The 23,755-nt window shown below is 60.7% G+C and carries 25 protein-coding genes; 10 read left to right on the plus strand and 15 right to left on the minus strand.

What is annotated here, in order from left to right:
- The 3 genes from CR492_RS20965 to CR492_RS13995 form a co-directional block, all read left to right on the plus strand.
- Positions 1 to 313, plus strand: a 313-nt coding sequence (locus CR492_RS20965; protein WP_210200256.1) for a hypothetical protein, incomplete at its 5' end; no start/stop codon positions are given.
- 41 nt (positions 314 to 354) lie between these two features.
- Entirely contained in the window at positions 355 to 492 is a 138-nt protein-coding gene (locus tag CR492_RS20835) for a hypothetical protein (protein ID WP_180982552.1), read from the plus strand.
- A gap of 347 nt (positions 493 to 839) precedes the next feature.
- A complete protein-coding gene (locus CR492_RS13995; RefSeq protein WP_102844364.1) occupies positions 840 to 1,172 on the plus strand; it encodes a phasin family protein in 333 nt (110 codons plus the stop codon).
- Positions 1,173 to 1,314: 142 nt separating this feature from the next.
- Here CR492_RS13995 and CR492_RS14000 read toward each other — a convergent pair whose 3' ends face one another.
- Together CR492_RS14000 and CR492_RS14005 are read right to left on the minus strand one after the other, a co-directional pair.
- Entirely contained in the window at positions 1,315 to 1,725 is a 411-nt protein-coding gene (locus CR492_RS14000; protein WP_102844365.1) for a CFI-box-CTERM domain-containing protein, read from the minus strand.
- Between the two features lie 17 nt (positions 1,726 to 1,742).
- On the minus strand, positions 1,743 to 2,066 hold the full coding sequence (locus CR492_RS14005) for a hypothetical protein (protein WP_146030275.1): 324 nt from the start codon (positions 2,064 to 2,066) through the stop codon (positions 1,743 to 1,745).
- 700 nt (positions 2,067 to 2,766) lie between these two features.
- On the opposite strand from CR492_RS14005, the gene CR492_RS14010 reads away from it, so the two are divergent.
- A complete protein-coding gene (locus tag CR492_RS14010; RefSeq protein ID WP_146030276.1) occupies positions 2,767 to 4,065 on the plus strand; it encodes a hypothetical protein in 1,299 nt (432 codons plus the stop codon).
- An 80-nt stretch (positions 4,066 to 4,145) separates the two neighbouring features.
- Here CR492_RS14010 and CR492_RS20545 read toward each other — a convergent pair whose 3' ends face one another.
- The 5 genes from CR492_RS20545 to CR492_RS14035 all read right to left on the minus strand — a co-directional run bounded on the left by CR492_RS20545 (position 4,146) and on the right by CR492_RS14035 (position 11,178).
- Positions 4,146 to 4,679, minus strand: a complete 534-nt coding sequence (locus tag CR492_RS20545) for a hypothetical protein (protein WP_146030277.1) — start codon at positions 4,677 to 4,679, stop codon at positions 4,146 to 4,148.
- 181 nt (positions 4,680 to 4,860) lie between these two features.
- On the minus strand, positions 4,861 to 5,253 hold the full coding sequence (locus CR492_RS14020) for a COG4315 family predicted lipoprotein (protein ID WP_102844369.1): 393 nt from the start codon (positions 5,251 to 5,253) through the stop codon (positions 4,861 to 4,863).
- Between the two features lie 115 nt (positions 5,254 to 5,368).
- Positions 5,369 to 6,187, minus strand: coding sequence for an anti-sigma factor family protein (locus tag CR492_RS14025; RefSeq protein ID WP_102844370.1), 819 nt, complete (start codon positions 6,185 to 6,187; stop codon positions 5,369 to 5,371).
- The gene (locus CR492_RS14030) at positions 6,184 to 6,681 is read right to left on the minus strand and encodes an RNA polymerase sigma factor (RefSeq protein WP_102844371.1); all 498 of its coding nucleotides are present in this window, start codon (positions 6,679 to 6,681) and stop codon (positions 6,184 to 6,186) included. The genes CR492_RS14025 and CR492_RS14030 overlap by 4 nt, the downstream gene beginning before the upstream one ends.
- A gap of 363 nt (positions 6,682 to 7,044) precedes the next feature.
- Positions 7,045 to 11,178, minus strand: coding sequence for a non-ribosomal peptide synthetase (locus CR492_RS14035; RefSeq protein ID WP_102844372.1), 4,134 nt, complete (start codon positions 11,176 to 11,178; stop codon positions 7,045 to 7,047).
- A gap of 367 nt (positions 11,179 to 11,545) precedes the next feature.
- On the opposite strand from CR492_RS14035, the gene CR492_RS14040 reads away from it, so the two are divergent.
- On the plus strand, positions 11,546 to 11,839 hold the full coding sequence (locus tag CR492_RS14040; protein ID WP_102844373.1) for a hypothetical protein: 294 nt from the start codon (positions 11,546 to 11,548) through the stop codon (positions 11,837 to 11,839).
- 202 nt (positions 11,840 to 12,041) lie between these two features.
- On the opposite strand, the gene CR492_RS14045 is transcribed toward CR492_RS14040, so the two are convergent.
- Entirely contained in the window at positions 12,042 to 13,241 is a 1,200-nt protein-coding gene (locus tag CR492_RS14045) for a DUF3734 domain-containing protein (RefSeq protein ID WP_102844443.1), read from the minus strand.
- A 278-nt stretch (positions 13,242 to 13,519) separates the two neighbouring features.
- On the opposite strand from CR492_RS14045, the gene CR492_RS14050 reads away from it, so the two are divergent.
- Positions 13,520 to 14,221, plus strand: a complete 702-nt coding sequence (locus tag CR492_RS14050) for a peroxiredoxin-like family protein (RefSeq protein ID WP_102844374.1) — start codon at positions 13,520 to 13,522, stop codon at positions 14,219 to 14,221.
- A gap of 16 nt (positions 14,222 to 14,237) precedes the next feature.
- Here the strand turns inward: CR492_RS14050 and CR492_RS14055 are convergent, their stop codons facing one another.
- Positions 14,238 to 15,119: a LysR family transcriptional regulator gene (locus CR492_RS14055; protein WP_102844375.1), complete on the minus strand. Its 882-nt coding sequence runs from the start codon at positions 15,117 to 15,119 to the stop codon at positions 14,238 to 14,240.
- Between the two features lie 207 nt (positions 15,120 to 15,326).
- Between CR492_RS14055 and CR492_RS14060 the strand changes: the two genes are divergently transcribed.
- Complete coding sequence (locus CR492_RS14060) at positions 15,327 to 15,587, plus strand: hypothetical protein (RefSeq protein ID WP_102844376.1); 261 nt, start codon at positions 15,327 to 15,329, stop codon at positions 15,585 to 15,587.
- A 179-nt stretch (positions 15,588 to 15,766) separates the two neighbouring features.
- Positions 15,767 to 16,012, plus strand: a complete 246-nt coding sequence (locus tag CR492_RS14065; protein WP_102844377.1) for a hypothetical protein — start codon at positions 15,767 to 15,769, stop codon at positions 16,010 to 16,012.
- Positions 16,013 to 16,161: 149 nt separating this feature from the next.
- Here the strand turns inward: CR492_RS14065 and CR492_RS14070 are convergent, their stop codons facing one another.
- From CR492_RS14070 to CR492_RS14090, 5 genes are all read right to left on the minus strand, one after another.
- Complete coding sequence (locus CR492_RS14070; RefSeq protein ID WP_102844378.1) at positions 16,162 to 16,941, minus strand: molybdopterin-binding protein; 780 nt, start codon at positions 16,939 to 16,941, stop codon at positions 16,162 to 16,164.
- Positions 16,934 to 17,800, minus strand: coding sequence for a cytochrome b/b6 domain-containing protein (locus CR492_RS14075; protein ID WP_102844379.1), 867 nt, complete (start codon positions 17,798 to 17,800; stop codon positions 16,934 to 16,936). The genes CR492_RS14070 and CR492_RS14075 overlap by 8 nt, the downstream gene beginning before the upstream one ends.
- An 86-nt stretch (positions 17,801 to 17,886) precedes the next feature.
- Positions 17,887 to 18,147, minus strand: a complete 261-nt coding sequence (locus CR492_RS14080; RefSeq protein ID WP_102844444.1) for a pentapeptide MXKDX repeat protein — start codon at positions 18,145 to 18,147, stop codon at positions 17,887 to 17,889.
- 310 nt (positions 18,148 to 18,457) lie between these two features.
- Positions 18,458 to 19,981 (minus strand): FMN-binding glutamate synthase family protein, encoded by a 1,524-nt coding sequence (locus tag CR492_RS14085; RefSeq protein ID WP_102844380.1) that lies wholly within the window; start codon positions 19,979 to 19,981, stop codon positions 18,458 to 18,460.
- A 57-nt stretch (positions 19,982 to 20,038) separates the two neighbouring features.
- Positions 20,039 to 21,454 carry a cytochrome c biogenesis protein DipZ gene (locus CR492_RS14090; protein ID WP_102844381.1) on the minus strand — a complete coding sequence of 472 codons (1,416 nt, stop codon included), beginning with the start codon at positions 21,452 to 21,454 and terminating at the stop codon, positions 20,039 to 20,041.
- 276 nt (positions 21,455 to 21,730) lie between these two features.
- On the opposite strand from CR492_RS14090, the gene CR492_RS14095 reads away from it, so the two are divergent.
- Entirely contained in the window at positions 21,731 to 22,267 is a 537-nt protein-coding gene (locus CR492_RS14095) for an alpha-ketoglutarate-dependent dioxygenase AlkB (protein ID WP_102844382.1), read from the plus strand.
- A 197-nt stretch (positions 22,268 to 22,464) separates the two neighbouring features.
- Positions 22,465 to 22,998: a peptide-methionine (S)-S-oxide reductase MsrA gene (msrA, locus tag CR492_RS14100; protein ID WP_102844383.1), complete on the plus strand. Its 534-nt coding sequence runs from the start codon at positions 22,465 to 22,467 to the stop codon at positions 22,996 to 22,998.
- An 89-nt stretch (positions 22,999 to 23,087) separates the two neighbouring features.
- Here the strand turns inward: msrA and CR492_RS14105 are convergent, their stop codons facing one another.
- Complete coding sequence (locus CR492_RS14105; RefSeq protein WP_102844384.1) at positions 23,088 to 23,714, minus strand: response regulator transcription factor; 627 nt, start codon at positions 23,712 to 23,714, stop codon at positions 23,088 to 23,090.
- Positions 23,715 to 23,755: the final 41 nt, after the last annotated feature.

Here is a 23,755-nt window from a genome sequence, read left to right on the forward strand (position 1 = left end):
GCTTCAGCGCAAACGCGATCTGCTCCTCGCTGTACCTCGACTTCTTCATTTCCCAGCTCCTCGCCCGAAGGCTCAAAAGACCGGAAAACTCTCACTCAAAATGGATGAAAAAACAGGGGGGACGTCACCGCGCGCGGGGCGTCACGACGTTCAGCGGTGCAGCACATGGCCGTCATGCCTGCATGAGGCTTATTTTCTGTTCGACGACGTGAAGTCGCCAAACGAATTGATCTTTGTGGATATCCCGAAGGTTCGGAAGCAAGCTGAGGCCGCGGAATATGCGCTTTACCGCAAACCGGAGTGTTCCGCTTAACCTACACGTCGACGCGGCTCTAAGCCCAACCGGCGATGCCGATGCTGACGACGCCGGAGGAAGGGGACGCCTGGCTCTCCGCGCCGCTCGCCGAGGCGCTGGCGCTGCATCGACCTTTGCCCAACCAGACGCCAAAGATCGTGGCGAAGGGAGAGAAACGCGATGGCGACCCGGCTTGAAAAGCTCATGCAACGCCATGCGCCGGCAGAGACATAACGGAACGAGTTTATCTGGGTCGAACCCCGCATCTAATACTTACGACGCATGCGAGCCAACCTGCTTCTCTAGCGCCTAAGCTTAAACAGAATAAATCCATTTGCCTTGCGACGATTTATTATTAGATTGACGCGCCTAGATTAACTTCCTATATGCAATCTATCGTTGAAACAAAAACGACAAATATACGATATACATACGCTAACTCAGTGTACATATATCACAACATAAGCGCACTTAATACTGCACTTAAACGAATAGCACTGTCTGCGGTCGTAATGCTTGATAAAAAAACAATAATGGAGCTTATATGTCTGATACTCTTAATGATGAAATCAAAACCGTACAGAATAAACTTGCGACAGTTGGCACCCCAAATGTCATCTTAAATGAGAGCGTCCTCGCGATAGTCGCCGAAGTGACGGACTATTCGAAAAAGTCACTGGACGATCGTCGTGATTTCATCGGGAGCCTGTTCGAAGCCAAGTCGCTCAACAGCGTCTTCCAGATCCAATCCGAATACGCCAAGACGGTTTTTGAGCGATCCCTAACCGAGGCGATGAAGATTGGAGCGCTCTATTCCGATGTCGCCAAGGCGGCCCTCAGGCCAATTGAAGGGGCGATGGTCAAGCCCAAGGAATGAAGCAATTGCCTGCTACGAGACGTTTCGGACGCAGGCCAAGAGCTGCTCGGCAGTCGAAATTAGCTATCGCCGCCTGACAGCAGATGTCGAGCTTCGACACGCGAGCTTCCAGGTGCAGTGGAGCGATTAAGCTGTCGCGCCTTCACTGCCCATGCGCTGGATACATGCGCCGAACCATAGAAAAACCAACACAAGCAGAGAGCGAAGCCCGAAGAAGCCGCAATTTGCGCACGGCAACAATGATTGTGGGGACAGCCCTATAATATGCGGCGACAAACGCCCTGCCCCCGCGATTCTTTAGCAGCACCTTGTCCCGATATGCGCGCAGCATGTCGACTTCCAAGGCGTCCGCTCCATACAATTCGGTAGCGATAAAACAATTGCCGCGGCCTTCATGCGCGTCGATCCCGGAATGAGCCGCCCGGAGTTTATAGGCGGCCATCAGGGCGCGCCGACGCTCGTTGATCTGGCGGTTCCACCGCTCACGCCAAGAAGCGTGAAAGACGCCAGCCCAATCAATGTCGCAAGCAGGCTTGCGACGAATTGAAATCATATTGCGCCGCGGAGCCTCTACTGGTCCAGCCACGCCGCTGAATCAGCCGGAGACATCGCCGTCGCGGTCGTCGTGGCGCTGCGCGCCGGCAATTCGAGTTTTACCTGTTGCTGCGCCTTTTCAAGCGTCGCTTCCCTTGTGTCGAGCCCCTGCACGGTCCATCCGCGGAAAGACTGCCCGATACGCAGCCGCACAAGCGAATGGTTGGTCTGGTCGAGAAACACCGCCATACGCACAAGCGGACCATGCACTACGCCAATCAAATCGAGCTCGGGCTTTTCGGGCTCCAGCACCGGCGCAACGGCTACAGGCGTTCTTTCTACAACGACCACCTGGGGCACGGCGGGCGGCGGCGGGCGGCGAGTCGCAGAGAAAAGCGGGCGCTCGCGCGTCGCACGCAAAGATTCCAATGATATCGCCGAAAGTGGATTGCCGTGGTCTGATACAGCGCCTGTAACCCGCGCCCTGCCGGGAACGACCGTCACGCTCTCCCGCAGGGTGACAGAGTTCTCAGCCTCCGCGCTCTGGCCCGGAGTCTGCCCAAAGGCGATTCCGGTGACGCAATACGCTTCCAGCGACAAAAGCAGAGCGGCTGATGCGCACGGTCTCATTTGTCCAACCTGTAAATGAGCCGATACGTCGGCTTTTGCGCCTTGGGACCCATCCCCGGGCCTGTTGGAGCATAACACAAAGCCCCTCCACGCCGCCAATGCTGGAGATCGAATATAGCGGCGCGCCCAGCATTTTTATTAGCTGCACTGCATCATCCTATCCCAAGACCCACGGATCGGCCCAGCCTAACCGATCGGCTACGCTTCAGGCGACATAACAGAAAATAACCATTTTATGATATCGGCCGGAATTTCGTGGAAGACTTTTCTTAGCTGCCCCGACAGGTTTCAAGGGCTGTCACGGAACCGTGATGACAATCAGGAGCTATGGAAAAACACGCCTATACTCAGTGAGTTATGGATCTTAACTGGGGCGCGCGTGTTTTCCTGTGCCAAACCTGAGCGGTTTCACAGCAAGGGGGGACACAAAATGAGAGTTCCATTATTTAAACTAAATCTCAACCGTGCGGAACGTGAGGCGCCGAATAGGCTCAAAGCAATCAAACATTCGGTGTTGGCAGCTGTAGCCGTAATCGCTCTTGGGTTCGCGGCTAATGCCGCTCAAGCACAAGATTACTCTGCGGTCAATGCGAATGGAACTTTGAAGCTGGGCGGATACGGCAATTTCTTTATTGCAGGCAATCTTGCCGCCTGCCCTACGCCGCCGGCGCCATATGCCAATGCGGATATATGCTCCAGGACCGTCAACCCTGGGCTACACATGATCAATCAGATGTACGTGCAGTTCATGCTGCCGGTCAAGGAAGCAAAGAAAGCGCATTGGCCGATCGCCATCGTGCACGGTTGCTGCTTGAGCACAAAATCATGGCAAACCACGCCCGATGGGCGGATGGGTTGGGACGAATATTTCGTCCGTCAAAAGTTTGACACCTATATGGTTGATCAGGTTGGCCGTGCGCGTTCTGGCTTCGACGCAATATCTTACAATGCCTTGCGGTATGGTATTACCAACTGTATCCCATCGGCAAATCCTGCGGCTCAGTGCCCGGCGATTCCCAGCATTCTGATCGCCAGCGATCAATTCGCCTGGAATGTCTTCCGTTGGGGAACCACCCCTTGTACGACATCTCCATGCTCGGCCAACACGGTGCCCAATGCCGGCATTCGATTCCCGATGCAAACAGTAGGGGTCGGCTCAGGCTCGAACCTGCAATTTTACAATATGGTCATCCCTGATTTGAATGCGACGCTGTCGGGCGCTCCGAGTCCCGCAGATCCTGCGGGCTTCTACAATACGCCCGCTCAAATGGCAGAGCTTGCCAGGCAGTTGGGGGGAGCCACCTTGATGGGTCACTCCGAATCGTCTTCATTCCCGATCCGGGCTGCGCTTCAGCCGGCTGCGGGCTGCTACCCCTGGACGACGAAAGACGCTTGCAAAGTCAAAGCGATCATACAGCTTGAGACGGGTTGCTTCGGAAATCTTACCGCAGAAGAAATCAACACCCTCAAGCATATCCCGATCCTTATCGAGGAAGGCGATTTCTACCCGACGCCGCGCCCGGTCGCGCCGTGCCCGCAGATGATTCAGCAAATCACCGCGGCAGGCGGCGATATCAAATACGCTCATTTACCCGACCTGAAGCCGAATTCCCTCTATAGAGGTTCGCCCGGCGCCATTCGCGGCAATGATCACATGGTGATGCTGGATACAAACAATCTGCAGATCGCCCAAATCTTCATCAATTGGCTCTCTTCACGTGGCCTGTAAAGGGATCAACTGGCGCGTGACAATCGAGTAACACGCGCATTGGGATCCAAAGCCTCCCCGCGACGACGGCGGGGAGGCCGTCAATCGAACTGACTGTTCCTAGATATTTGAAAATGATGATGGAGGAGATCGTGAAAGCGATCCTTGCTATAGCCCTCGCTGCGTCGCAGACGACCTATTACGAGGCCAAGGTAACCACCTTTGGCTGCACGTCGATTGAAGCCGTCTTCGAACTGCAAAAGGTTCGCCCCGACGAGAAAGCGCTTCAGGCGGCCCTGATGGAGAAGCAACTTTCTGGCGAATGCGTTGCGATCTTGAAAGGCACGCAAGTCGAGGGTTCGAATGAGCCCGCCGACAATTCCATATTGCGGGTGAACAAAAAGATCGAACCGCCGGGGTACGAGGCTCCGCTGGAGGACTTCGAGGCAAAAGCGGCTGACTAGAATTGGGTTGAGCGGCAAGGTAGATTTTTTTTCCGCACGAGTCCGGTCCTTGAAATCGGTCTTGCCCGGCCCCAGCTTGCCGAAGTCGTCATGGTCGCCGGCCGCCTTGAGTTCAGCATTGGCGGGCTTGGCAACGCCGCCGCCAATGATTTTACCGACTTTACTGGTCACGCCAACCGAACTCGCGGCTGACGATCAGGCGGCGCGAGCATCCACGGACGCGGCCTCAATCGCGAGCGGCCGCGCCGCACTGATGAACGAAAACCCTCGCCGGATGTGGGGGAGAGCAACACGCCTGGTTGTCGGCGCCGACCGGGTCGCGAAAGACTGTTTCGATCCTGCGGCCGTGGCGTCAGGGCTGCGCGATGCGCCATGCGCCATTGAGGAATCCGTCGCCCGTTGTGTCTCCGGGTTTGGCGTCTTTGACCCAGCTGTAGAGCGGCTTGCCGTCATAGGCCCATTGCTTCGAGCCGTCATCGCGCGTGACGATAGAATATTTACCCGATGGCTTGTCGTCCGCGCCCGCCGCGACCGGCGGCCAATTCGCCGCGCAAGGGCCGTTGCAGGCGGATTTGCCTCCCGCATCCTTGGCGAAGGTGTAGAGAGTCATGCCTCGCGCATCGACCAGAGTCGCGCCTTTCGCGGTTTGGCCGACTTTCACTGAATTTTCCGCATAGGCGCAGCTAGAAGCAATCGCCGAAAATACGCTGGCTGCGAGCAGCGTGTGTAGGATTGATTTCCGCATTGGGGTCCTCCCGTAAAGTTTTGAACGCGTCGAGGAGACGATCGCACGGCCGATCTATTCCGTCCTGGCTGCGTATTTCCGGAGCGCCGTGGCGGCGGCGGGCGCAAAGCTACGCTTATCCCTTCTGTGCCGGCCCAGCTTCGGAACCGCCATCGAAACCGCGATAGACAGCTTCGGCGACGGGCAAAAGTTCGTTTCGGCCAAGCGGCGCCGTGACCGCGAACCCGAAGCCGCGATCAATCCAGGCGAAGGTGGACGCCTCCCCCTCCTGCCGGAACCGGAAGGCGGTCTCGTTCCCCGTCGCCGCCCGAACGTAGACGGTGAGGCGCCTGCCGCTCGAATCGTCATACATGAGCTGGGCGCCTGCGCCGCTTCCGCCCGGAAGCAGACGTCCGCCCATCAACCGATAGCCGAATTGCGATAAATCCGGCGCAACCAACCGGCGCCCGAGACGCTTTGACAGCCATTGCAGAAGATGCGCCTCATTGGCGGCGCCGACTTCGACAGGATGCGCGACCTCGACGACAAAAGTCCGGTAAGCGGACATGGCGTCCTCGCTGACCGGGGCGACGCCGCCGAACGCCAACCGCGCCGCATAAGTATCAGGCGACCTGCCGGCGATCCAGCCAGCGCCGCCGCCGACAAGAAAAATAGCCGCTGCCGCCGCAACGCGGCGCAGGCGCAAGGCCCGCCCCTCGCGCCGCGCAGCCTGAATGCTGGCGATCCGCAACCGCAAAGGGATCGGTTCAGCGAATTTGGCTTGAAGCACGGCGCGCAAACTATCCCTCAGCCGGCGGTCGGTCGCCCCGCGCTCCGCGACGTCGGGATGTCCGGCGAGATAGGACTCCACTACCCCGCGGCGCTCGGCGCCGAGCCGATCGTCGATATAGGCCTGCAGATCATCTTCGCCGATTGGCGCATGCGGGCCGCTCATTTTATTCTCCGAAGATATGTCGTTGGCCCGGTCTCCAGCATAGCGCGCAGCCTTTGCCGCGCTCGCGACAAGCGCGACATCACCGTGCCGACCGGGACGCCAAGCGCCCGCGCGGCCTCCTCATAGGAAAGATCCTCGACGCCGATCAAAAGCAGCAATGATTTCTGCTCTTCCGGCAGCTGATCGAGGGCGGCCATCGCCTCGCGCGCCTCGAGCCCGCGGTCCTGCCCGGCCGGAACGCTGAGTTCACGGGCCTCGTCGAGCGCAACATGCGGGCCGCGTCGTTTCCGCCCGCGATAGCCGTCGATATAGTGGTTGCGCATGATCGCAAAGAGCCACGCGCGCAAATCGCCGTCGGATCGCCTCAAATACCATCGCGACAGGGCCCGCTCGAGACAATCCTGAACCAGGTCGTCGGCGCCGTCATGATCGCGAATCAGCGCAAAAGCGTAGCGCCGCAAAGCTGGAATATATTGTTCGATGGCGTCCGTCATCTTATTGGCGACAATTGTCGCGCCTCTGATGGGCGGTCATTGAGGCGCCGAGCACAGCCCGACGCAAAAGTTCCGGTTTTTGGCCTGACATCACGCACCGAAACCTTGCAATCGCTTTCATTCCCGATCTGGATTGATCGATCCCGACTCGTCGCGTTCCCTGGCCCGCAGCAAAGCGATCCCGCTTCAAGGGACGCCGCAAACGCCATTCTATTCCATCAATCGCGAATTTCTTTGGCCAACTGACGTCGAGGGATACCGTCGCCGCGCTTGTCGAGCCAGCGGTCCGCCGAGGAACAGGCGCCCGGCTTGCAGCCTATTCGGATTGATCTTCCTAAAATCGATTTGGAGATACGCTCTTGCTCACGCCACTAAGTTCCAGCCGCTTTCGAGAAAGCGCGTCGTCTCCATCATCTCATTGATAAGAGCCTCCATGGTTAACACCAGCGCAGACAATAGCGCGCCGTGTTTTTCTGCTGGCGGCGGCTTTTCAGGTTGCGCCGCGTCGACTCGTTGCAACAGAGGACGAAGGGCCTCGGCGATCGCCCGCGCGCCTGTCTGTCCGAACAGATCGCCATGCCAACCGGGGATGCGATGCAGACTTAGCTGACCTTTGACGTATCGCGTCCAGCCCATGCCCTTATCCATGTGGGGCGAGATAATGATCTCGCTTTGCAACAGGGCTACGTCGGACGGCGTCTCCCTGACGCGGTAGCCTCGCCGCGCGTCGTTCAAATGGCGCAGGAACCACTGGTCTTGACCGTCATTGCGTCCGGCCGGTTTCTCCTTGATGATATGCAATGCTGCCGCGAGATCGAGGATGCAACTTTTCCGGACCAACCGGTAGGACGCGAGGATCTCGCCGAAGCTCATTTCACCCTTGCGCATATCCCTGAGCTGGCGCCGCAACACATGTAGCCGGAACGCCAACTCCGACAACAGCCGCCGCGGCCAGGAGAGGCCCACAACATAGCCGGGGGCCCAGCTGTCGGCCAGGATGAGCAACGGCGTCTCCTCGCCCTGCTCGCGCAGCTGCCGCGCCGCCTCATAGGCGATGACGCCGGCGACGCAGTAGCCGGCGAGAATATAGGGACCGCGCGGCTGCATCTTGCGCAGGAGCCCGACATATTCCGCTGCAATGTCTTCGAGCGCCCGGTCGGGCGGCGATTGCGGATTGGCAGGGTCGAACAAGGCGACGTTCAAGATCGGCCGCTCCACGCCGAGCTCGCGAGCGAGATTGTAATAGAGCATCGGATCGTTGATGGTGACAATCGGCGTCTTGTCGCCGAGCGGCTGAATCGCGACCGTGCGCCAATCGTCCTCCCTCCTCTCGAGGCTCGCGAGATAGGCTGCGAAAGCCTTCAACGTCGGCGTCTTGAACAAGGATGAGACGGGAACTTTGAGGCCGAGCTTGCGGGAAACACGCGCCGCGATCCGGGTCGCCAGCATCGAATGGCCGCCGAGATCGAAGAAATTGGTCGCAAGATCAATGTCGTCCCGCTTTAGAACCTCGCGCCAGACGGCGCCGGCGATCAGCTCCGTTTCGGACCAGGCGGCCGTGGCTGGCGGTTCGGGCGCCGCCGCCGCGCCGGGCCTCGGCAACGCCTTGCGGTCGACCTTGCCATTCGCCGTCAGCGGAAATTCTTTCATCATCACCGCCGCCGAGGGGATCATATGCGGCGGCAATTTGGCGCGCAAAGCCTCGACGATCGCCGCGACGCATGAGGCGTTCGCGCCCGCCGCCGCCGCAAGCTTCAAATAGGCGACGAGCGGGCGCGCCGGACTATCGTCGAGACGCTCGACGAGCGCGTCGGCAAGGCGCGGGTCGGCGCGCAGAATGGCCTCGATCTCGTCGAGCTCGACGCGCTTGCCGTTGATCTTGACCTGCCGATCGGTGCGGCCGAGAAACAAGATCTCGCCATCTACGCCGCGCCGCGCCATGTCGCCGGTGAGATACAGGGCCCCCGTAGAGGCGCCCGCTGGACCTTCGATGAATTTTTCTGCGGTCAGCTCCGGCCTGTTCAGATAGCCGAGCGCGACGCCGGCGCCAGCACAGGCAAGTTGGCCGACCTCTCCGTCCGCGACCGGCGTCAAATCCGGCCCGAGAATAAGAATTTCGGTATGAGCGATCGCACTGCCGATTGGGACCGGGCCGCCGCCCCGGCCATCGCGCCGCGCCGCATAGAAGGAGGTAAAAGTCGTATTCTCCGTTGGACCGTAGATGTTCACAATTTCCGTCTGCGGCAATCCGGCCAACGCTTTTTCAAGATGCGGCGCCGACATCACCTCTCCGCCGACGAGGATGCGCCGCAACGGCCGCAGCCCGGCGAGCCGTTCGTCCACAAGTAGGTTAAACAGTCCGGTGGTCAAAAATGTCAGCGTCACGCCATGACGGCTGATGGTTTCACAGATTTCGTCCAGCGTCGGCCGCGGCTCGCAAATGATCGCGAGGCGCGCGCCGTTGAGAAGCGCCCCCCAGATTTCAAACGTGCTGGCGTCGAAGCCGAGCGGCGCCGCGTGGAGGATCACCTCCTCCGGCGCGAGCGTAGCGTAGTTCTGCCCGATCGTGAGACGCGCAATGCCGCGGTGGGGGATCATCACCCCTTTCGGGCGTCCGGTCGAGCCCGAGGTGTACATCACATAGGCCAGCGATTCCGGCCCGTTGCGGGATTCGAGCGGCGCGCTGCTTTCGCGCGAGGCCTCATTGAGAAAAGCCACCAGCGGAGCAAAATGCGCTGCGTCCGGCGCGGCGGCAAGGCTGCTGCGGTCGGCGAAGGCGAGCGTCGGCCGGCAGTCCGCGACCATGAAGGCGATATGCTCCTTCGGCGAGGCGGGATCAAACGGGACATAGGCTGCTCCCGCCTTCAAAACGCCGAGCATGGCGACGATCGCTTCGATCGACCGCTGCGTCAGAAGCCCGACGAGATCGCCGCGGCGGACGCCAAGCGCTCGCAGCCGCCTCGCGCATTGGGTCGAGCGGCGATCAAGGTCGCGATAGGACAGCCTACGCATGCCCTCAACAACTGCCGCGGCGGCGCCAGCCGCGGCCGCGCGTTCGGAGAAGAGCGCGTCGACCGGCCAGCCCAGTAGATCGTCGGCAGGCGCCTCAGCGGCCGGAGCAGCTTCAATGGCGGGAAGCGCAAAGGCCGACAGCGGCGCCTGCGGCGTCGCGAAGGCGAATTCGAACGCGGCGACAAAACCCGCCAGCAAGCGCTCCACGGTCGCCTTATCGAACAGCGCGGGATTATATTCGGCGGCGATGCGCCAGCCGTTCGGCCAATGGACGATAAAAAAATTGAGATCATATAGCGCGCCGGCCGACTCGGAAGGATGGCCGGTCAGTTCAAAATCGCCGTAGCGGGCGCGATGGACGATATGGCGGAACACCGTGAAATTGACCGACGCGAGCGCCGGACGGGTCTGATTGCGCGCCGGATTCAAGATCTCGACGAGTTTGTGGAAAGGCGTCTTCGCGTGACGCAGTGCGCCCTGAACGGTCTCGTTGACACGGCCGAGCCAGGCCTCGAAGGACGGATCGTCATCCGCGGAAAAACGCAGCACAAGATTATTGACGAAGCACCCGATCAAATTCTCAAGGTCGACGTCGTCGCGGCCGGCGCTCTGCGTCGCAAACAGAATATCCGATTTTCCGGTATAGCGGCGCAGAAGGAGCGTAATGACGGCGCAGCCGAGAACGAAGAGCGTGACGTTCCGCGTGCGGCCGATTCCCTCGATCTTTTCGGCAAGCTCCGCAGGCAGAATGATCGCGGCGATCTCTCCTCCCCGCGCCTTGGCGGCGCTGCGCGCGCGATCCCCGGGAACCTCGAAATAGGGAGCTCCCGACAGCTGGCGGCGCCAATATTCGAGCGAGGCGTCGAAAGCGCCGCTGGCCGCACATGCCGCCTCCCAACGGCAATAATCGCCATATTGCAGCGGCAATTCCGGCAGGATGGCAGGCCGACCGCTGTCGATCGCCTCGGCGAAAACCCCGAACTCGCGCCCGGCGATGCTCATCGACACGCCGTCGAAAACAAGATGATGCACGGTCAAAGCGATAAAAGCGTGATCGGGCGCGAGCTGCAGCAGCGTCGCCCGGATCAGCGGCAGTTTCTCAATATCAAAGGAGACGCGCGCGTCGCGCCGCACCAGCGCCATGGCCTCCTCGATCCGACGATCCTCGGGGATCGCCGCCAAATCGACGACGCTGAGTTGAAAGTCGAAGCGGGGGGCGACGACTTGAAACGGCTCGCCGTCTTCGTGGATGAAGCGCGTGCGCAGAATTTCGTGACGATCGATGACGGCCTGAAAGGCGCGCTCGATCGTGTCGGCGCTGATACGGCCCACAAGCTCCCATCGCAGCGCGATGTTGGAGGCCGGGTTGCCGGGCTCCAGCGCATCCATGAACCAGAACGGCTGTTGCGCCGAGGAGCAAGAGAAAACAAGTTCGCCGGATCGGGAGAAAGGCTGATTGCAACCACGCTGATCGACTGAAGTCATAGTAAGACTCCTCACGAGGAAGCGCCCTGCGCAATAACCATCGACGTTCGACGTCGCGCTCAACGCACTCTACAATCTGAGCTTTGTCGATAGTTCGCTATTGTGCATCATTACGAAATTTTAATCTTTGCGCGAAACCTCCCATCGGCGGTTAGACTACATAATTTGCAACCAGACTTCAATCGCTCCCATGAATCAGCAAAATATTACCTGACACGTTCGCCCGCGCGCTAACCACCTCTGAGGAAAGTGAATAGGCCGCCGCTATGGAACCTGAAGCCATCTGGCATTTCAAAACGGGGCCGCTTTGGCGCAATCTTCTTGAACGAGGGCTGATCTTTGGCCCGGTGATCCAAGGAGGACGTCAATGGCGAAATCAGCTTCAGACCTCATCAGTCTCGGCCTCACGGGGGCCCTCTTGGCCTGCGGCGTTCTCTTTTCCGGAGCCGCCGAAGCCAAACCTGGGAAGATGATGCAGGTCGAACTTATCAAGATGCAGCGCGCGACGATGGCGAATGGCGCCAAGGCTACCGTTTATATCGTTAAAATGGACGGCCATATGATGGTCGCCATACCTTCCAACCAAATTTCGGACAGCTTGAGGCGCCAGCTATTCCGGACGCCGTGCAAGCAAAATTTTGGAACGGGCTACTGCTCGTAAAGCTGTGGCGATGAGATTCGGCTGCCGCGCCACGACGGGCGACCGAGGCGCCCCCGAGCGGCCTCTACCTTGCCTGCCACTTCCTCGCTGGATACTCGACAGTTTGGCTGGGCCATCTGCCTCGATGGCAAATCCCGCGCCATAAAAAAAGGCCCCGCTGGGGGCCTTTCTTATTGAGGGGCGGCATCCGCCAGGGGGCCGGTCAGACCGTCTCAAGAGTCATGCGCCGCACTTCGTGCAGGTGAAAGCCTTCGAGCGGATCGACTTCGCGCTCCCAGGGCGCGTCTTCGAGTATGCTTGCGGCGTCGGCGCGGCCCGCATCCCAGCGCGTCTTTATTCCCCGGCGGCTGAAGTCGATGTCCTTGGTGTGGTCCTCGCCGTCTTGCGCCGGCGCAAGCAGTCTCACAACATGGGTCTGGGTCAGGCAACCATAGGCGGCCATCTCCTGCACCCGCGGGCTCAGGCGCTCGTCATCGGGAAGGCGCGCGGCGAGTTCGGCGATGATGTGCCGCAGGCGATGGATCTGCTTTTGCCGCTTGATGTGGCTCAGCGCCCGGCTGGCGTATTGAATTTCTTTCTGGCGGTGCATCACCTGCCAGATGGTTTCCGGCTCTGGGCCCTGTGGATTCCAGATATGGACGGCGATAACAAGAGAATGGCTCCGCGGGTTGTCGTCGAAGACGGCCTCGACCGGCGTGTTCGACAACATGCCGCCGTCCCAATACAGGTCGCCGTCGATCCGGATCGCCGGAAAGGCGGGCGGTAAGGCGCCGGACGCCATGATGTGCCGGGCAGTGAGTTTTGTCTCACGGCTGTCGAAATAGCGCATGTCGCTCGTGCGAAGATTGGCCGCGCCGACGGTCAGCCGCGGCGCGCAGGCCGACAGGCGCTCGAAATCGACAAGGTCGCAGAGGGTTCGCTCAAGCGGCCTGGTCGAATAATAGCCGGCCGCCTCCGGGGCCATCGGAATGTGAAGGCCGAGAAAAGCCAGCGGGTTCGGTCTGAAGAAGTCGGCGACGCCTTGGGTCAGCGTCATCCAGTTCGGCAGGCTCCGACCGGGCCACGGCGTGGCGCCGAAAAAATCCAGCGCGGGGCTTTCTTCGACGCGTCGCCAAAACTCTCTCAAGCGATCAAGGCGATGCTCTGGCTCATTGCCGGCGATCAGACTTGAATTGATGGCCCCGATGGAGGTTCCGATGACCCAATCGGGCTCGATTCCGGCCTCATGCAAAGCCTCATACACGCCCGCCTGATAGGCGCCGAGCGCGCCGCCGCCCTGAAACACCAGAACGATTTGTCCGACGTCGGGACGCGGCTTTTGCCGCCGCAACTCACGAGGCGGCGCCTCCTGCGGCTCCCCCGCAGCGCCGCAGATCTCGTCGTGAGTTGCGCTTGTCGTCATTTCGACCTCCATGCCCGCGGCCCCGCAAGAGGCGGAAGAGGCGTCCCAAAATGTGCGGCGGGGTCGCACAGCGTCGAGCGCCAACGCTTCGGTTTTACAAGCGGCCGCGGCTGCGATGAACTATTGTATGGATCCTCTTTCAATAGCGGCCGGCTATTGGCCATAGCGGCGGAAATCGTCCACTCTGATAGAGGCGCGGCCTCGCCGCGCACGGACGAGAAAGACGAGCGCGCAATCCCGGGGCGATCATTCGCTTCGGCGCACATGCGAGAAGCGACTTGAACGCCAAAACGAAATTGCGCGAAGCCCTCGCCGGCATCTGCGCGGCGGATATGACCCTCGCGCAGCGGCTCGCCGCCTACGCCGCGGCGATGCGGGAGTTCAAATCGCCCTTTTCGGACGAATACGACCGGATCGTCGAGCGACTACGGGCTGGGGACGCCGGAGCCGGCGCGCCGCAGCCGGGCGAGATCATGCCTTCGTTCGTCTTGCCAGCCGCCGACGGAAGGCTGATCAGCCTCGACCAGCTTCTGGCGAGCGGTCCGCTCGTCGTGAGTTTCAATCGCGGCCATTGGTGTCCATTCTGCAAGATCGAGCTGCGCACCCTGGCCGCCGCGGAGGACGACATCGTCGGCTGCGGCGCGCAGATCGTCTCGATCATGCCGGACCGGCAACCGTTCGTCGCGCCGCTCGCGGCTGAGCTCGCCGGCAAGGTGCTGATCCTGACTGATATGGACAACAGCTACGCCTTGTCGCTGGGTCTTGCGATGTGGATTGGCGCCCCAGTTCAAAAATTGTGTTTGGATCACGGCCTGCCGCTTCAGGACTACCAAGGCAGTAACGCCTGGTTTTTGCCTCTGCCGGCGACATTCGTGGTGGCGCCGGACGGACGCGTCGCCGCGCGTTTCGTCGATTCAGAATTCCGCGCCCGCATGGCGATCGAAGATATCATGGCGGCGCTTCAATCGCTGAGAGCCTGACGGGGTTACGCCAAACTCAGGGAGCCGGCGGCTCCCAGGCCCTCGCGCGGAGAAGATTCATCAGCGCCGCAGTCTGCACATCCCGCTCGCGCCCGGCGACGGCGTAAAGATAGAGCGTTCGCTTGAGATCAAGGTCGGCCACCGCGATTCGAATCACGCCCTCGGGGCAAGGGGTGCTTTTCGGCAGGATTGCGACGCCAAGCCCTTCGCCGACGAGCTGCATGAGATCTGCGTCGCAGACCATCGCATGCTCGCCGCCAAAGGTGATTTCGTGTTCACGGCTGAATTCGAGCCAAGCGTCCGCGAGCTCGCAATAGGGCCGCGTCAGCAAGCGCTCTGCCGCGAAATCGGCGAGCGCGCCGCCGCCGGGCGGCGCGCGGCTCGCAGCGACGACAAGATCGAATCTCTCTGAAAACAGTGGCCACGCATCAAGCCTGTCCCACGTCTCCCCGAGGGGCCCGGCAATCGCCATCGCAGCCTCTCCCTTCTTGAGGCGCTCGGCGATCTCATGCGGGGTTCCACGCAGGAAGCGCAATTCGAGAGCAGGAAAAACGCGCAGCAGCTCCCGGAGCGGCGAAACCAGAAGGGCCATGCTAACCGAATGCGATAGCGCTAGCGTCAATGATGCGACGGCGCCCTTTTGTATGGAGACGGCAAGCTTTTTCGCCGCAAGCGCGCCTTCATAGCATTGCCGCATCAGCGGCAGCATCTGCTGACCAAAGACGGTCAGATGCGTCAGATTTCGCTCGCGACGGAAAACATCGCCCCCAAGCTCCGCCTCGAGAAGCTTGATGGCGCGCGTCAGGGATGGCTGCGCGACGTGGCACTCTTCCGCGGCGCGCGTAAAATTCAGGGTGCGGGACGCCGCCAGAAAGTAGCGTACCTGATGCATCTCCATCGAAATTTGCCTCGGGGCGCGTGTAGACAAGCTTGGGCGATACTAGGCCTGGGAGTGCGAGAGGGGGATAGCCCGCTGGCAAGCGCCGCGGATAGTCTCTCGCTATGAAACCCGAAGCAATCCAGTATTTCAAAAGAACGCCCATTCTCGCCATTCTCCTGACCGGCAGGCCGACCTACGGGCCTGGCAAATCGCAGGAGAACGCCAATGTCCATCCCGACTTCAACTCTCATGTTTCGCACTCTGGCCGGCGCCGCCCTTGCGGCCGGCGTTCTGTTCGCCGGCGTGGCGGAAGCGAAGACCAGAATGATGCATGTCCAGCTGCTCAAGTCGCAACAGGCGACATTTGAAAATGGCTCAAAAGCCACCGTCTATGTGGTCAAAATGAATGGCCACACCATGGTCGCCATACCGGCCGAAAACATTCCAGACGCGCTTCACCAGCAGTTGTTCACGGTCAAACATTAAGTCCAGCCGCCGCCGACCGAAGACAGCTCGCGCATTCAAGACAGCAACATCGTCAAACATAGGCTGCAAGATCGCTTTCTCGCGCTGTGGCGACGGGCGAGATCGCTCAGCCGCGGGCCTAGCGGCGAGCGCTGTCGCCAACACGGATTAAGTCTGCTTTTTCAATGAGAGGATACGCCATGAATAGAGACCTGTTGCGCTGCCTGGCGATTGTCGGCGCGCTCGCCGTCGCCCCTGCCGCATTCGCCGCGGGTCTCGACGGCTTCGAATATCAGAAAGAGATGAATGTGACGATGAAGAGCGGTAAGACGGTCGCGCTCACAATCGGAAAAATGGATGGAAAGACCGTGGTCGTCCTCCCCATGGAAGATCTCGACTATCTCTTTGAGCGCGGCGAGGGTCATACAATGGCGACCGGCCCCTAAGGGCGCATCGATCTTGGGCGGATCGTATCGCGATCCGTCCAGACCTCATGTCAACAATCGGCGTCGCCGCCTGTTATTCACTTATGCGGTTTGCCGTGGCCCCAACAATGACGCGCGTAATGACGCTTCATTCAAGCGAAAAGATCGGGTCAAATTCCAGCGTACCATTCATAGCCCCGATCAGGCCAAAAGCCGCCCTTGCCGCGGCCGATGTCGCCGAGGCGGTCGGTTAGCTGGATGCGCATTACATATTTCGCCTGCTTGTAGCCAAGCTGCCGTTCGACCCGCAGGCGCAGCGGCGCACCATGGCCGACCGTCAGGGGCGCATCGTTGAGACTGAGCGCCAGAATCGATTGCGGATGAAAAGCGTCGATCAGATCTATGCTCTCATAATATTGGCCGTTTCCGTCCAGTGCATGTTCGTACATGTCGGCGCAGTGGAAGACCACAAAGCGGGCGGCCGGAAGGAGCGCGGCGCGCTCAAGCACGGCGGCGAGCGGGACGCCTGTCCACTTGCCGATGGCGCTCCAGCCCTCGACGCAGTCATGCCGCGTGATCTGAGTCCGCTGTGGCAGGGCGTGGAGATCGGCCAGCGACAATTCCAGCGGCTTGACGACAAGTCCGTCGACGCGCAGGCGCCAATCCGCGAAATTGCTTTCGACGAGCGCGGCATAGTCCTCGCCTTCCGGCACACGGGTGCCGTTGACCTTGAACACCGGCGACAGATCGGCGGCGGTGAATTCGCGGGCCATCGAATGCCCCCCGCCGAGCAACCGCTGCGAGCGATAGGTCAGACTCTCCGCCGAGGCGAGGAAGGCCTGAAAATCAGGCGCTTCCGACAGGCGATCGCAGCCGCCGAGCAGCGCGCTGCCAAGACTCGCCGCGCCGAGCGCCAGAAGCCGACGCCGCGGAATTTGGAAGCTACTCATGTTTGGCCTCAGGAACGATGGCGAATTTGCCCGTAATCATGGAGCGTATTTCATTGATCGGTCCGGCCAGCAGCACCATCGCGACATGAATGAATATAAACAGCACGATGAGATTGGCGGCGATGAAGTGGATCGTCCGCGCCGATTGCCGCCCGGCGAACAGATCGACAAGCCAGGGCAAAATCGCGTCCATCCCCGGCGACATTGTGAGGCCGGTCAGGATCATGACCGGCAACAGGACGCCGATCACGCCGAGATAGGCGAGCTTTTGCAGCGGATTGTAGCGCAGCGCCGCGTCGCCGCGCGGAAATCGCAGCCGAAGATGATCGGCGATATCGTGCAAGAGAGGTTTCGGACGCAGCTGCTCGCGGCTGGGCAAGAGGTCGCGGCGAAGATGTCCGGAGGCCAGTCCCCCAACATAATAGACGAGGAGATTTGCAACGAACAGCCAGGCGAAAAAGAAGTGCCAGCGACGGCCCAATGAGAGATCGCGAAATCCGGGCAGCGTGATCCATCGCGGAAAGCCTCTCTCGACCACGTCGCCGTCGGCGTTGTCCGAGGCGCCGAGGACGCCGGTCGTCGGCAACGTCGCCGCGCCGATCTTGAGGAAACCGGTCAATTGCCCGCTTGAGGTCTCATTGGCCCCGATTTCGAGCAGCGGCCGGTCGGCGTCGGCTCCATATTGACCCCAATAAAGGGCGGGATGGGCGTTGAAGATTTGCAGGCCGCTCATCAGCAACACAATGACGCAAAGGAGATTGATCCAATGTGTCACACGCGTCAGAAGCGCATGGCGGTAAACCACGCGCCGCTGTGAATTCGAGGCCAGCGCAGGAGCCGCCTCTTGAATTTCGGTCATGTTCCGCTTCCGATTCAAACTTTCCCGGCGCGACGGGCGAACCCGCTCCAGCGCAACGACTGGAGCGGGTAACGCGGCCCCTGGACTTACTTGTCGCCCTTCATTGCGTCGCCTTTCATGGCGTCGCCTTTCATGGCGTCGCCCTTCATCGCATCACCTTTCATGGCGTCGCCCTTCATCGCATCCCCCTTCATGGCGTCGCCTTTCATCGCGTCGCCTTTCATGTGATCGCCGGCCGTGGTCTCCGTCTTCATTTTGTCTTCGGCGGAGGCCGCGCTCGCATATACGGAGCCGACGATCAAAAAGGTGACGGCCGCAAAGCGGGCCATGGCGTTTCTGGTGTTCATAAAACTCTCCTGTCGATACGCGGCGCTCAAGGCCGCGCGTAAACGCGCCACATGCAGATCTGCAAGAGCGCCATTTGGAGTCAGCCGACTGCCGCCAACATTGGGCTCCAACAGGAATACGGTTGCAAACGTCGAAACGTTACCTGCTTTTTGCGATTGTCCTCTCAGGAGACGCGTTCGCTCAATGGGCGGCCCGCCGTTTTTGTTGATGACTTTGCAATAAGGCCGCGGAAGATCCGGGCGCAAGCGCGGCAGGAAATAACAGCTGCGGCGTTCATTCGAGGCACCTTCGGCCACGCCATTCCACCGTCTAGGCGCGGCGACGCGCGGCGGCCGCGTTAGAGTCGGCGGGATCGTCCGTCGGATAAAGCTCGCTCAATGGCCGCGAGACGCCATCGGGACAGACAATGCGGACATGGAAGCGCTTCAGGCGTCGCGGATGCGACACGCCGCAGCTATGAGCGATCACTTCCACGTCGCGCCGCAAATTGCGGCAGTAATTGGCGACCCTTACAGCTTTGTCGGCTGGATCGAGACCTTTTTGCAGTCGCTTGTCGTGCGTTGTGACGCCCGTCGGGCAGGTATTTTTGTTGCATTTGAGGGACTGAATACAGCCAAGCGCGAACATAAAGCCCCTGGCCGAATTGACAAACGTCGCCCCTGCGCACAACGCCCAGGCGACGTCGGCGGGGGTGGTCAGCTTGCCTGATGCGATGATGGGGATGCGCTCGGCGAGACCGTGGCTTTTGATGATATCTCGAACGAGCGGGAGCGATTCGCGGATCGGAAGTCCGACATTATCCATGAGCGCCATGGGCGCCGCTCCGGTGCCGCCATCCCCGGAATCGAGCGTAAAGAAATCGGGGCCGGCTCCGCGCGCCAAAACCTTCGCCATGAGGTCGTCGAGCCAGCCATAGGCGCCGAGCACGGCTTTGACGCCGACCGGCTTTTGGGTGATCGTCTTCACTCGTTCGATGAAATCAAGCAATTCGTCATTGCTGTTGATTTCGGGGTGGCGATTGGGGCTGATTGAATCCTCGCCGACCGGTATTCCTCTAATCCCGGCAATCTCAGGCGTCACCTTCACGGCTGGCAGAATTCCGCCTTTGCCGGGCTTCGCGCCCTGCGAGAGCTTGATTTCAAACATTTTGACCTGTGGAAGATCGGCGACCTCGCGCAATCTGTCTTCGTCCAGGGTTCCATCGGAATGACGCACGCCATATTTAGCGGTGCCGATCTGAAAGATGATATCGGCGCCGCCTTCCAGATGGTAGGATGACAGGCCCCCCTCCCCTGTATTCATCCAGCATCCGGCCATTCGCGCGCCCTTTGATAGAGCCAGCACCGCAGGGCCAGACAGCGCGCCAAAACTCATTCCGGAAATATTGAAAAACGACCGGGCGAGATAGGGGTGTGGCGAATCCGGCCCGATCACGAACGGCGGCGGCGGTTCGACATCTTCATCAAGCGTTGGGTAAGGGCAATTGACGAAGATGGGCGTTCCGGATTCCCGGATATATTTGGTGGAGCCAAATGCGACGGTCGAGTCGCTGTCTTTCGACGCGCGCTCCACCCAGTTCCGCTCGGCTCGGTTGAAGGGAAGCTCATCCCGGTCCATCGCGAAGAAATATTGCCGGAAGAATTCGCCCAGATTCGAGAATATGTAGCGCAAATGTCCGATGACGGGGTAGTTGCGCAAAATGGCGTCGCGCGTTTGCCGCCGGTCCAGGACAAACACGATCAACAGAGCGAGGGCGCCACAGCCAAGGGCGAACACGAACAATGTGGAAAGCAGATCCACAGCTTGCATGATAGACGACGAGAGTGCGGTCATCGAGGCTCGGCCTTGCTCGTTTCTTGTTCTATCAGCGATACGTTAAACAGGCGGCGACTATCGCAGGCTGGCGGCCGTAACCAGTCCGCCCGGGACGTTGCGATTTCCGGCTTCCTCAAGAAGTTGCTGGATCACCCGTTCCGAATTCTCGTAATCCTCCTCGCCGAAATGATGATGTCTGATGCGGCCTTGCGCGTCCGCGAAATAGGAGGCCGGCCAATATTCATTGCCGAAGGCCTTCCAGATCGCATACGTCGTGTCGACGGCGACGGGATAGTCAATGCCAAGCCGCGCGACGGCCTTGCGCACATTGGCGGGATCCTTCTCGAAGGAAAGTTCGGGTGTATGCACGCCGATGACGACAAGACCGTGGTCGCGGTATTTTTGCGCCCAGGCGCGGACATGGGGGAGCGCGTGCAGGCAATTGATGCAATTGAACGTCCAGAAATTGACCAGCACCACCTTGCCGCGGAGCGCCTGCGGCGTCAGGGGCTGCGAGTTCAGCCATTCGACAGCGCCCGCGAATCCCGGCAACGCGCCTTCGACGGGAAGAGCGGACGTCGCGTGGGCGGCGGCCTTTGTGACGCCAAGGTCCGCCGCCGGCGCCTCCGGCTGCAGGAAGGCGACGTTGGTCAGCATTGCCTCGGCTCCCAGCGCCGGCGTCGAGCGCCAGCTGCTGTGGCCAAAACCGCCTGCGCCGAGAGACGCGGGATCTGCGGTCGGCGCCGCCCGCGGCGTGAAGACATCATGCGCCCTCGCCCGATTGAGCAGGCGCTTTTCAATCGACGTCGTATTGGCGAAGTCGATCTGCGACAGAAGTTCGACGTCGAGCCCCGTCGCGATAAGCGCCACCGCCGCCAGCACGGCGACGCCAAGCCCCCGCCGCAGCCAAGCGCCGGCGGCAAGCGTGTGCTTCAACAAGGCGCCGACCTTGGCGCCTGCAAAAAGCGCCAGAGCCAAAGATGTTGCGGCGCCGCATGCATAGGCGAAGAGGAGGAACGACGTCCCGATGCTCGCGCCATTCAGCGCGGCGCCGGTCAGGATGAGGCCGAGAACCGGGCCGGCGCAGGGCGCCCACAAGAACCCCGTGGCGACTCCGAGGAGAACCGAGGCGTAAGGCGCGGCGGGCCTGTCAGCCGCAAAGCGTAATGAAGATAGCCGCTCGCCAAGCGCCACCAGAGGCCGGTTGATCCATTCAGCGAGCCCTTCGGACAGGAGCGTCAAAGCAAACAGGACAAACAGCGCCAAAGCCGCGAAGCGCGCATATTGGTTCGTTGCGACGGCCCAGCCGCCGCCAGCCGCGGCAAGCGTGGCGAGACCGGTAAAGGCGGCGGCCATCCCAAACAGCATAGGCAGAGCGCTCCGCAGAAAGGGCTGGCCGGCGCGTGCGAAAACAAAAGGCAGAACGGGGAGAATGCAGGGACTGAGGATGGTGAGAACGCCCGCTAGATAGGCCGCAATCAGAAGTGTCACGGTAGAATCTCCCGGGCTCGTATGATGCTTGCGCAGCCAGGCGTCCGGCCGGCTCAGGCGAGCGCTCGCGGCGCCGCCGATGCCTGCAGCCGACGCGGTAAGGCGCCTTCAGTTGGTCGTCCAATGCTTCGCGGAAGAGAGGGAGGCTGTTACAGCCAAGAGCAGCCGATTTGATCACGTCGGCGTGATAACCAGTCTCTTTCGGCCACGGCGAGCCAGGTGCAATCACGCCCGTCGCGCCCATATAGGCTTGAAACATGAACTTCCGGATTACCGATGCTCCGTGTTCAGATGGATCTGTTCGAGCGTTCCCTTCTTCCCGGCCTGAGGCTCGGCGAGAACATCGTCTCGCCCGCGGCGGAGCGGACTTTGATCGGCGCCATAGATGCAGCGCATCTATCGCCGTTCCGCTTCCAGGGCTGGCTTGGCAAGCGCGTGACCGCCTCATTCGGTTGGCGCTATGACTTCGAGAACGCCAGCTTCGGGCCGGCCGAACCGATTCCAGAGTTTCTGCTACCCCTCCGCGAAAGCGCCGCCAGTTTTGCCGGCCTGCCGGCGGGGTCGCTGGCTCAGGCTCTGTTGATCCGCTACGATCCCGGCGCCGGGATCGGCTGGCATCGCGACAGGCCGCTGTTCGAGCGTGTCGTCGGCATATCTCTTGGCGCTCCCGCCGTGCTGCGGTTTCGGCGCCGGGCGGCGGCCGGATTTGATCGGGCCAATGCGCCGCTGGCTCCGCGCTCGATCTATCATCTGAGCGGGGATGCTCGGCATTTATGGGAGCATAGTATCGCCAAGATGGACGTCGCCCGCTGATCGATCACTTTCCGCACCATTTCCGACGAAGGGCTGGTCGAAGCGGAGAGGGCCAGTGGCGAGCAGCGATGAACGACAGCGTGGATCTGGCTCGCCTTCCGCCTGCAAACCGTCTCGATTGCGCTTCGGCGCTGGTCGAAGCGAGGCCGCGTTACTACATAAGCGCTGAACCTCCATTTCCGCATAAGGAGTGACATATGACCACGCAAACCGAACGGGCCGTTCTTGCCGGCGGCTGCTTCTGGGGCATGCAGGATCTCATACGCCGCTATCCCGGCGTGATCTCAACCCGCGTCGGCTATACGGGCGGCGACGTGCCCAATGCGACCTACCGCAACCACGGAACCCATGCCGAGGCGATCGAGATTATCTTTGATCCCGAAAAGATCAGCTATCGGACGCTTCTTGAGTTCTTCTTTCAAATACACGATCCAACGACGCGCAACCGTCAGGGCAATGACGTCGGGCTGAGCTATCGCTCGGCCATCTTCTACACCAGCGAGGAGCAGAAGCGGGTCGCCGTCGACGCCATCGCCGATGTTGACGCGTCAGGTCTCTGGCCGGGTCGCGTCGTAACGGAAGTCGCGCCGGCCGGCGATTTCTGGGAGGCCGAGCCGGACCATCAGGATTATCTGGAGCGGTATCCGAGCGGATACACTTGCCATTTCATCCGCCCTGACTGGAAGCTCCCGGTCCGGACGGAAGCGCATAAGCAGTCCGGCGCGGCATAGCCCGCGTCGCGCCGATCGCGCCGCCATGAGTATTCGTCAACATGCCGCCGGCGGCCGGCGATTTCGGGCGCTGCGGAGGAACTGACGCGCTAGCGGATATGGCGAACCGCCAGCGCGATCAGTTCGGCGAGGCTCCCGGCGCCAAGTTTTCGCCGCAGCAAGGAGCAGACATTTACGACGGTCTTGTAGCTGACCCTCAACTCGTCGGCGATGGCCCGATAGGATTTTCCTTCCGCGAGGAGCGCGAGAGTCTGAATCTCCCGCCGCGACAGGTTGGCAAGCGGGTTTGACGAGGCGTGCGCGTTGATGAGCGCCACCTCGGTGGCGACTGTATTGCTGAGATAGGGTTTGCCGGAAGCAACTCTCTTGAAGGCCTCGATGAATTCGTCCGGCCCGGCGTCTTTCACGACATAGCCCATCGCTCCCGCCTCCAGGGCGCGGCCGATGATAACGGGATCAGAATGCATGCTGAAAACCAGAATTCGCGCCTTTTGGTCGCGCAGCCGCATGCGGCGGATGAGGTCCAGTCCTGCCAGCCCATTGCTCTTGATGACGAGATCGATAATCACGATATCCGGCTTCGCCCGATGAAAGAGGCGATATCCTGACACGACGTCGCTGGCGGAGAAGACCGGCGAGACGCCAATCTCCTCGAGGAGACGCTGAGAGGCCTGCAGAAGGATCGGGTGGTCTTCGATGATAAGCGCTGATCTCATTATGGCGGGTCTGCTTTCATAGTGCGGCTCCGTTGCGCCGC

Source organism: Methylocella silvestris, from assembly GCF_002891535.1.
Taxonomy (GTDB): domain Bacteria; phylum Pseudomonadota; class Alphaproteobacteria; order Rhizobiales; family Beijerinckiaceae; genus Methylocapsa; species Methylocapsa silvestris_A.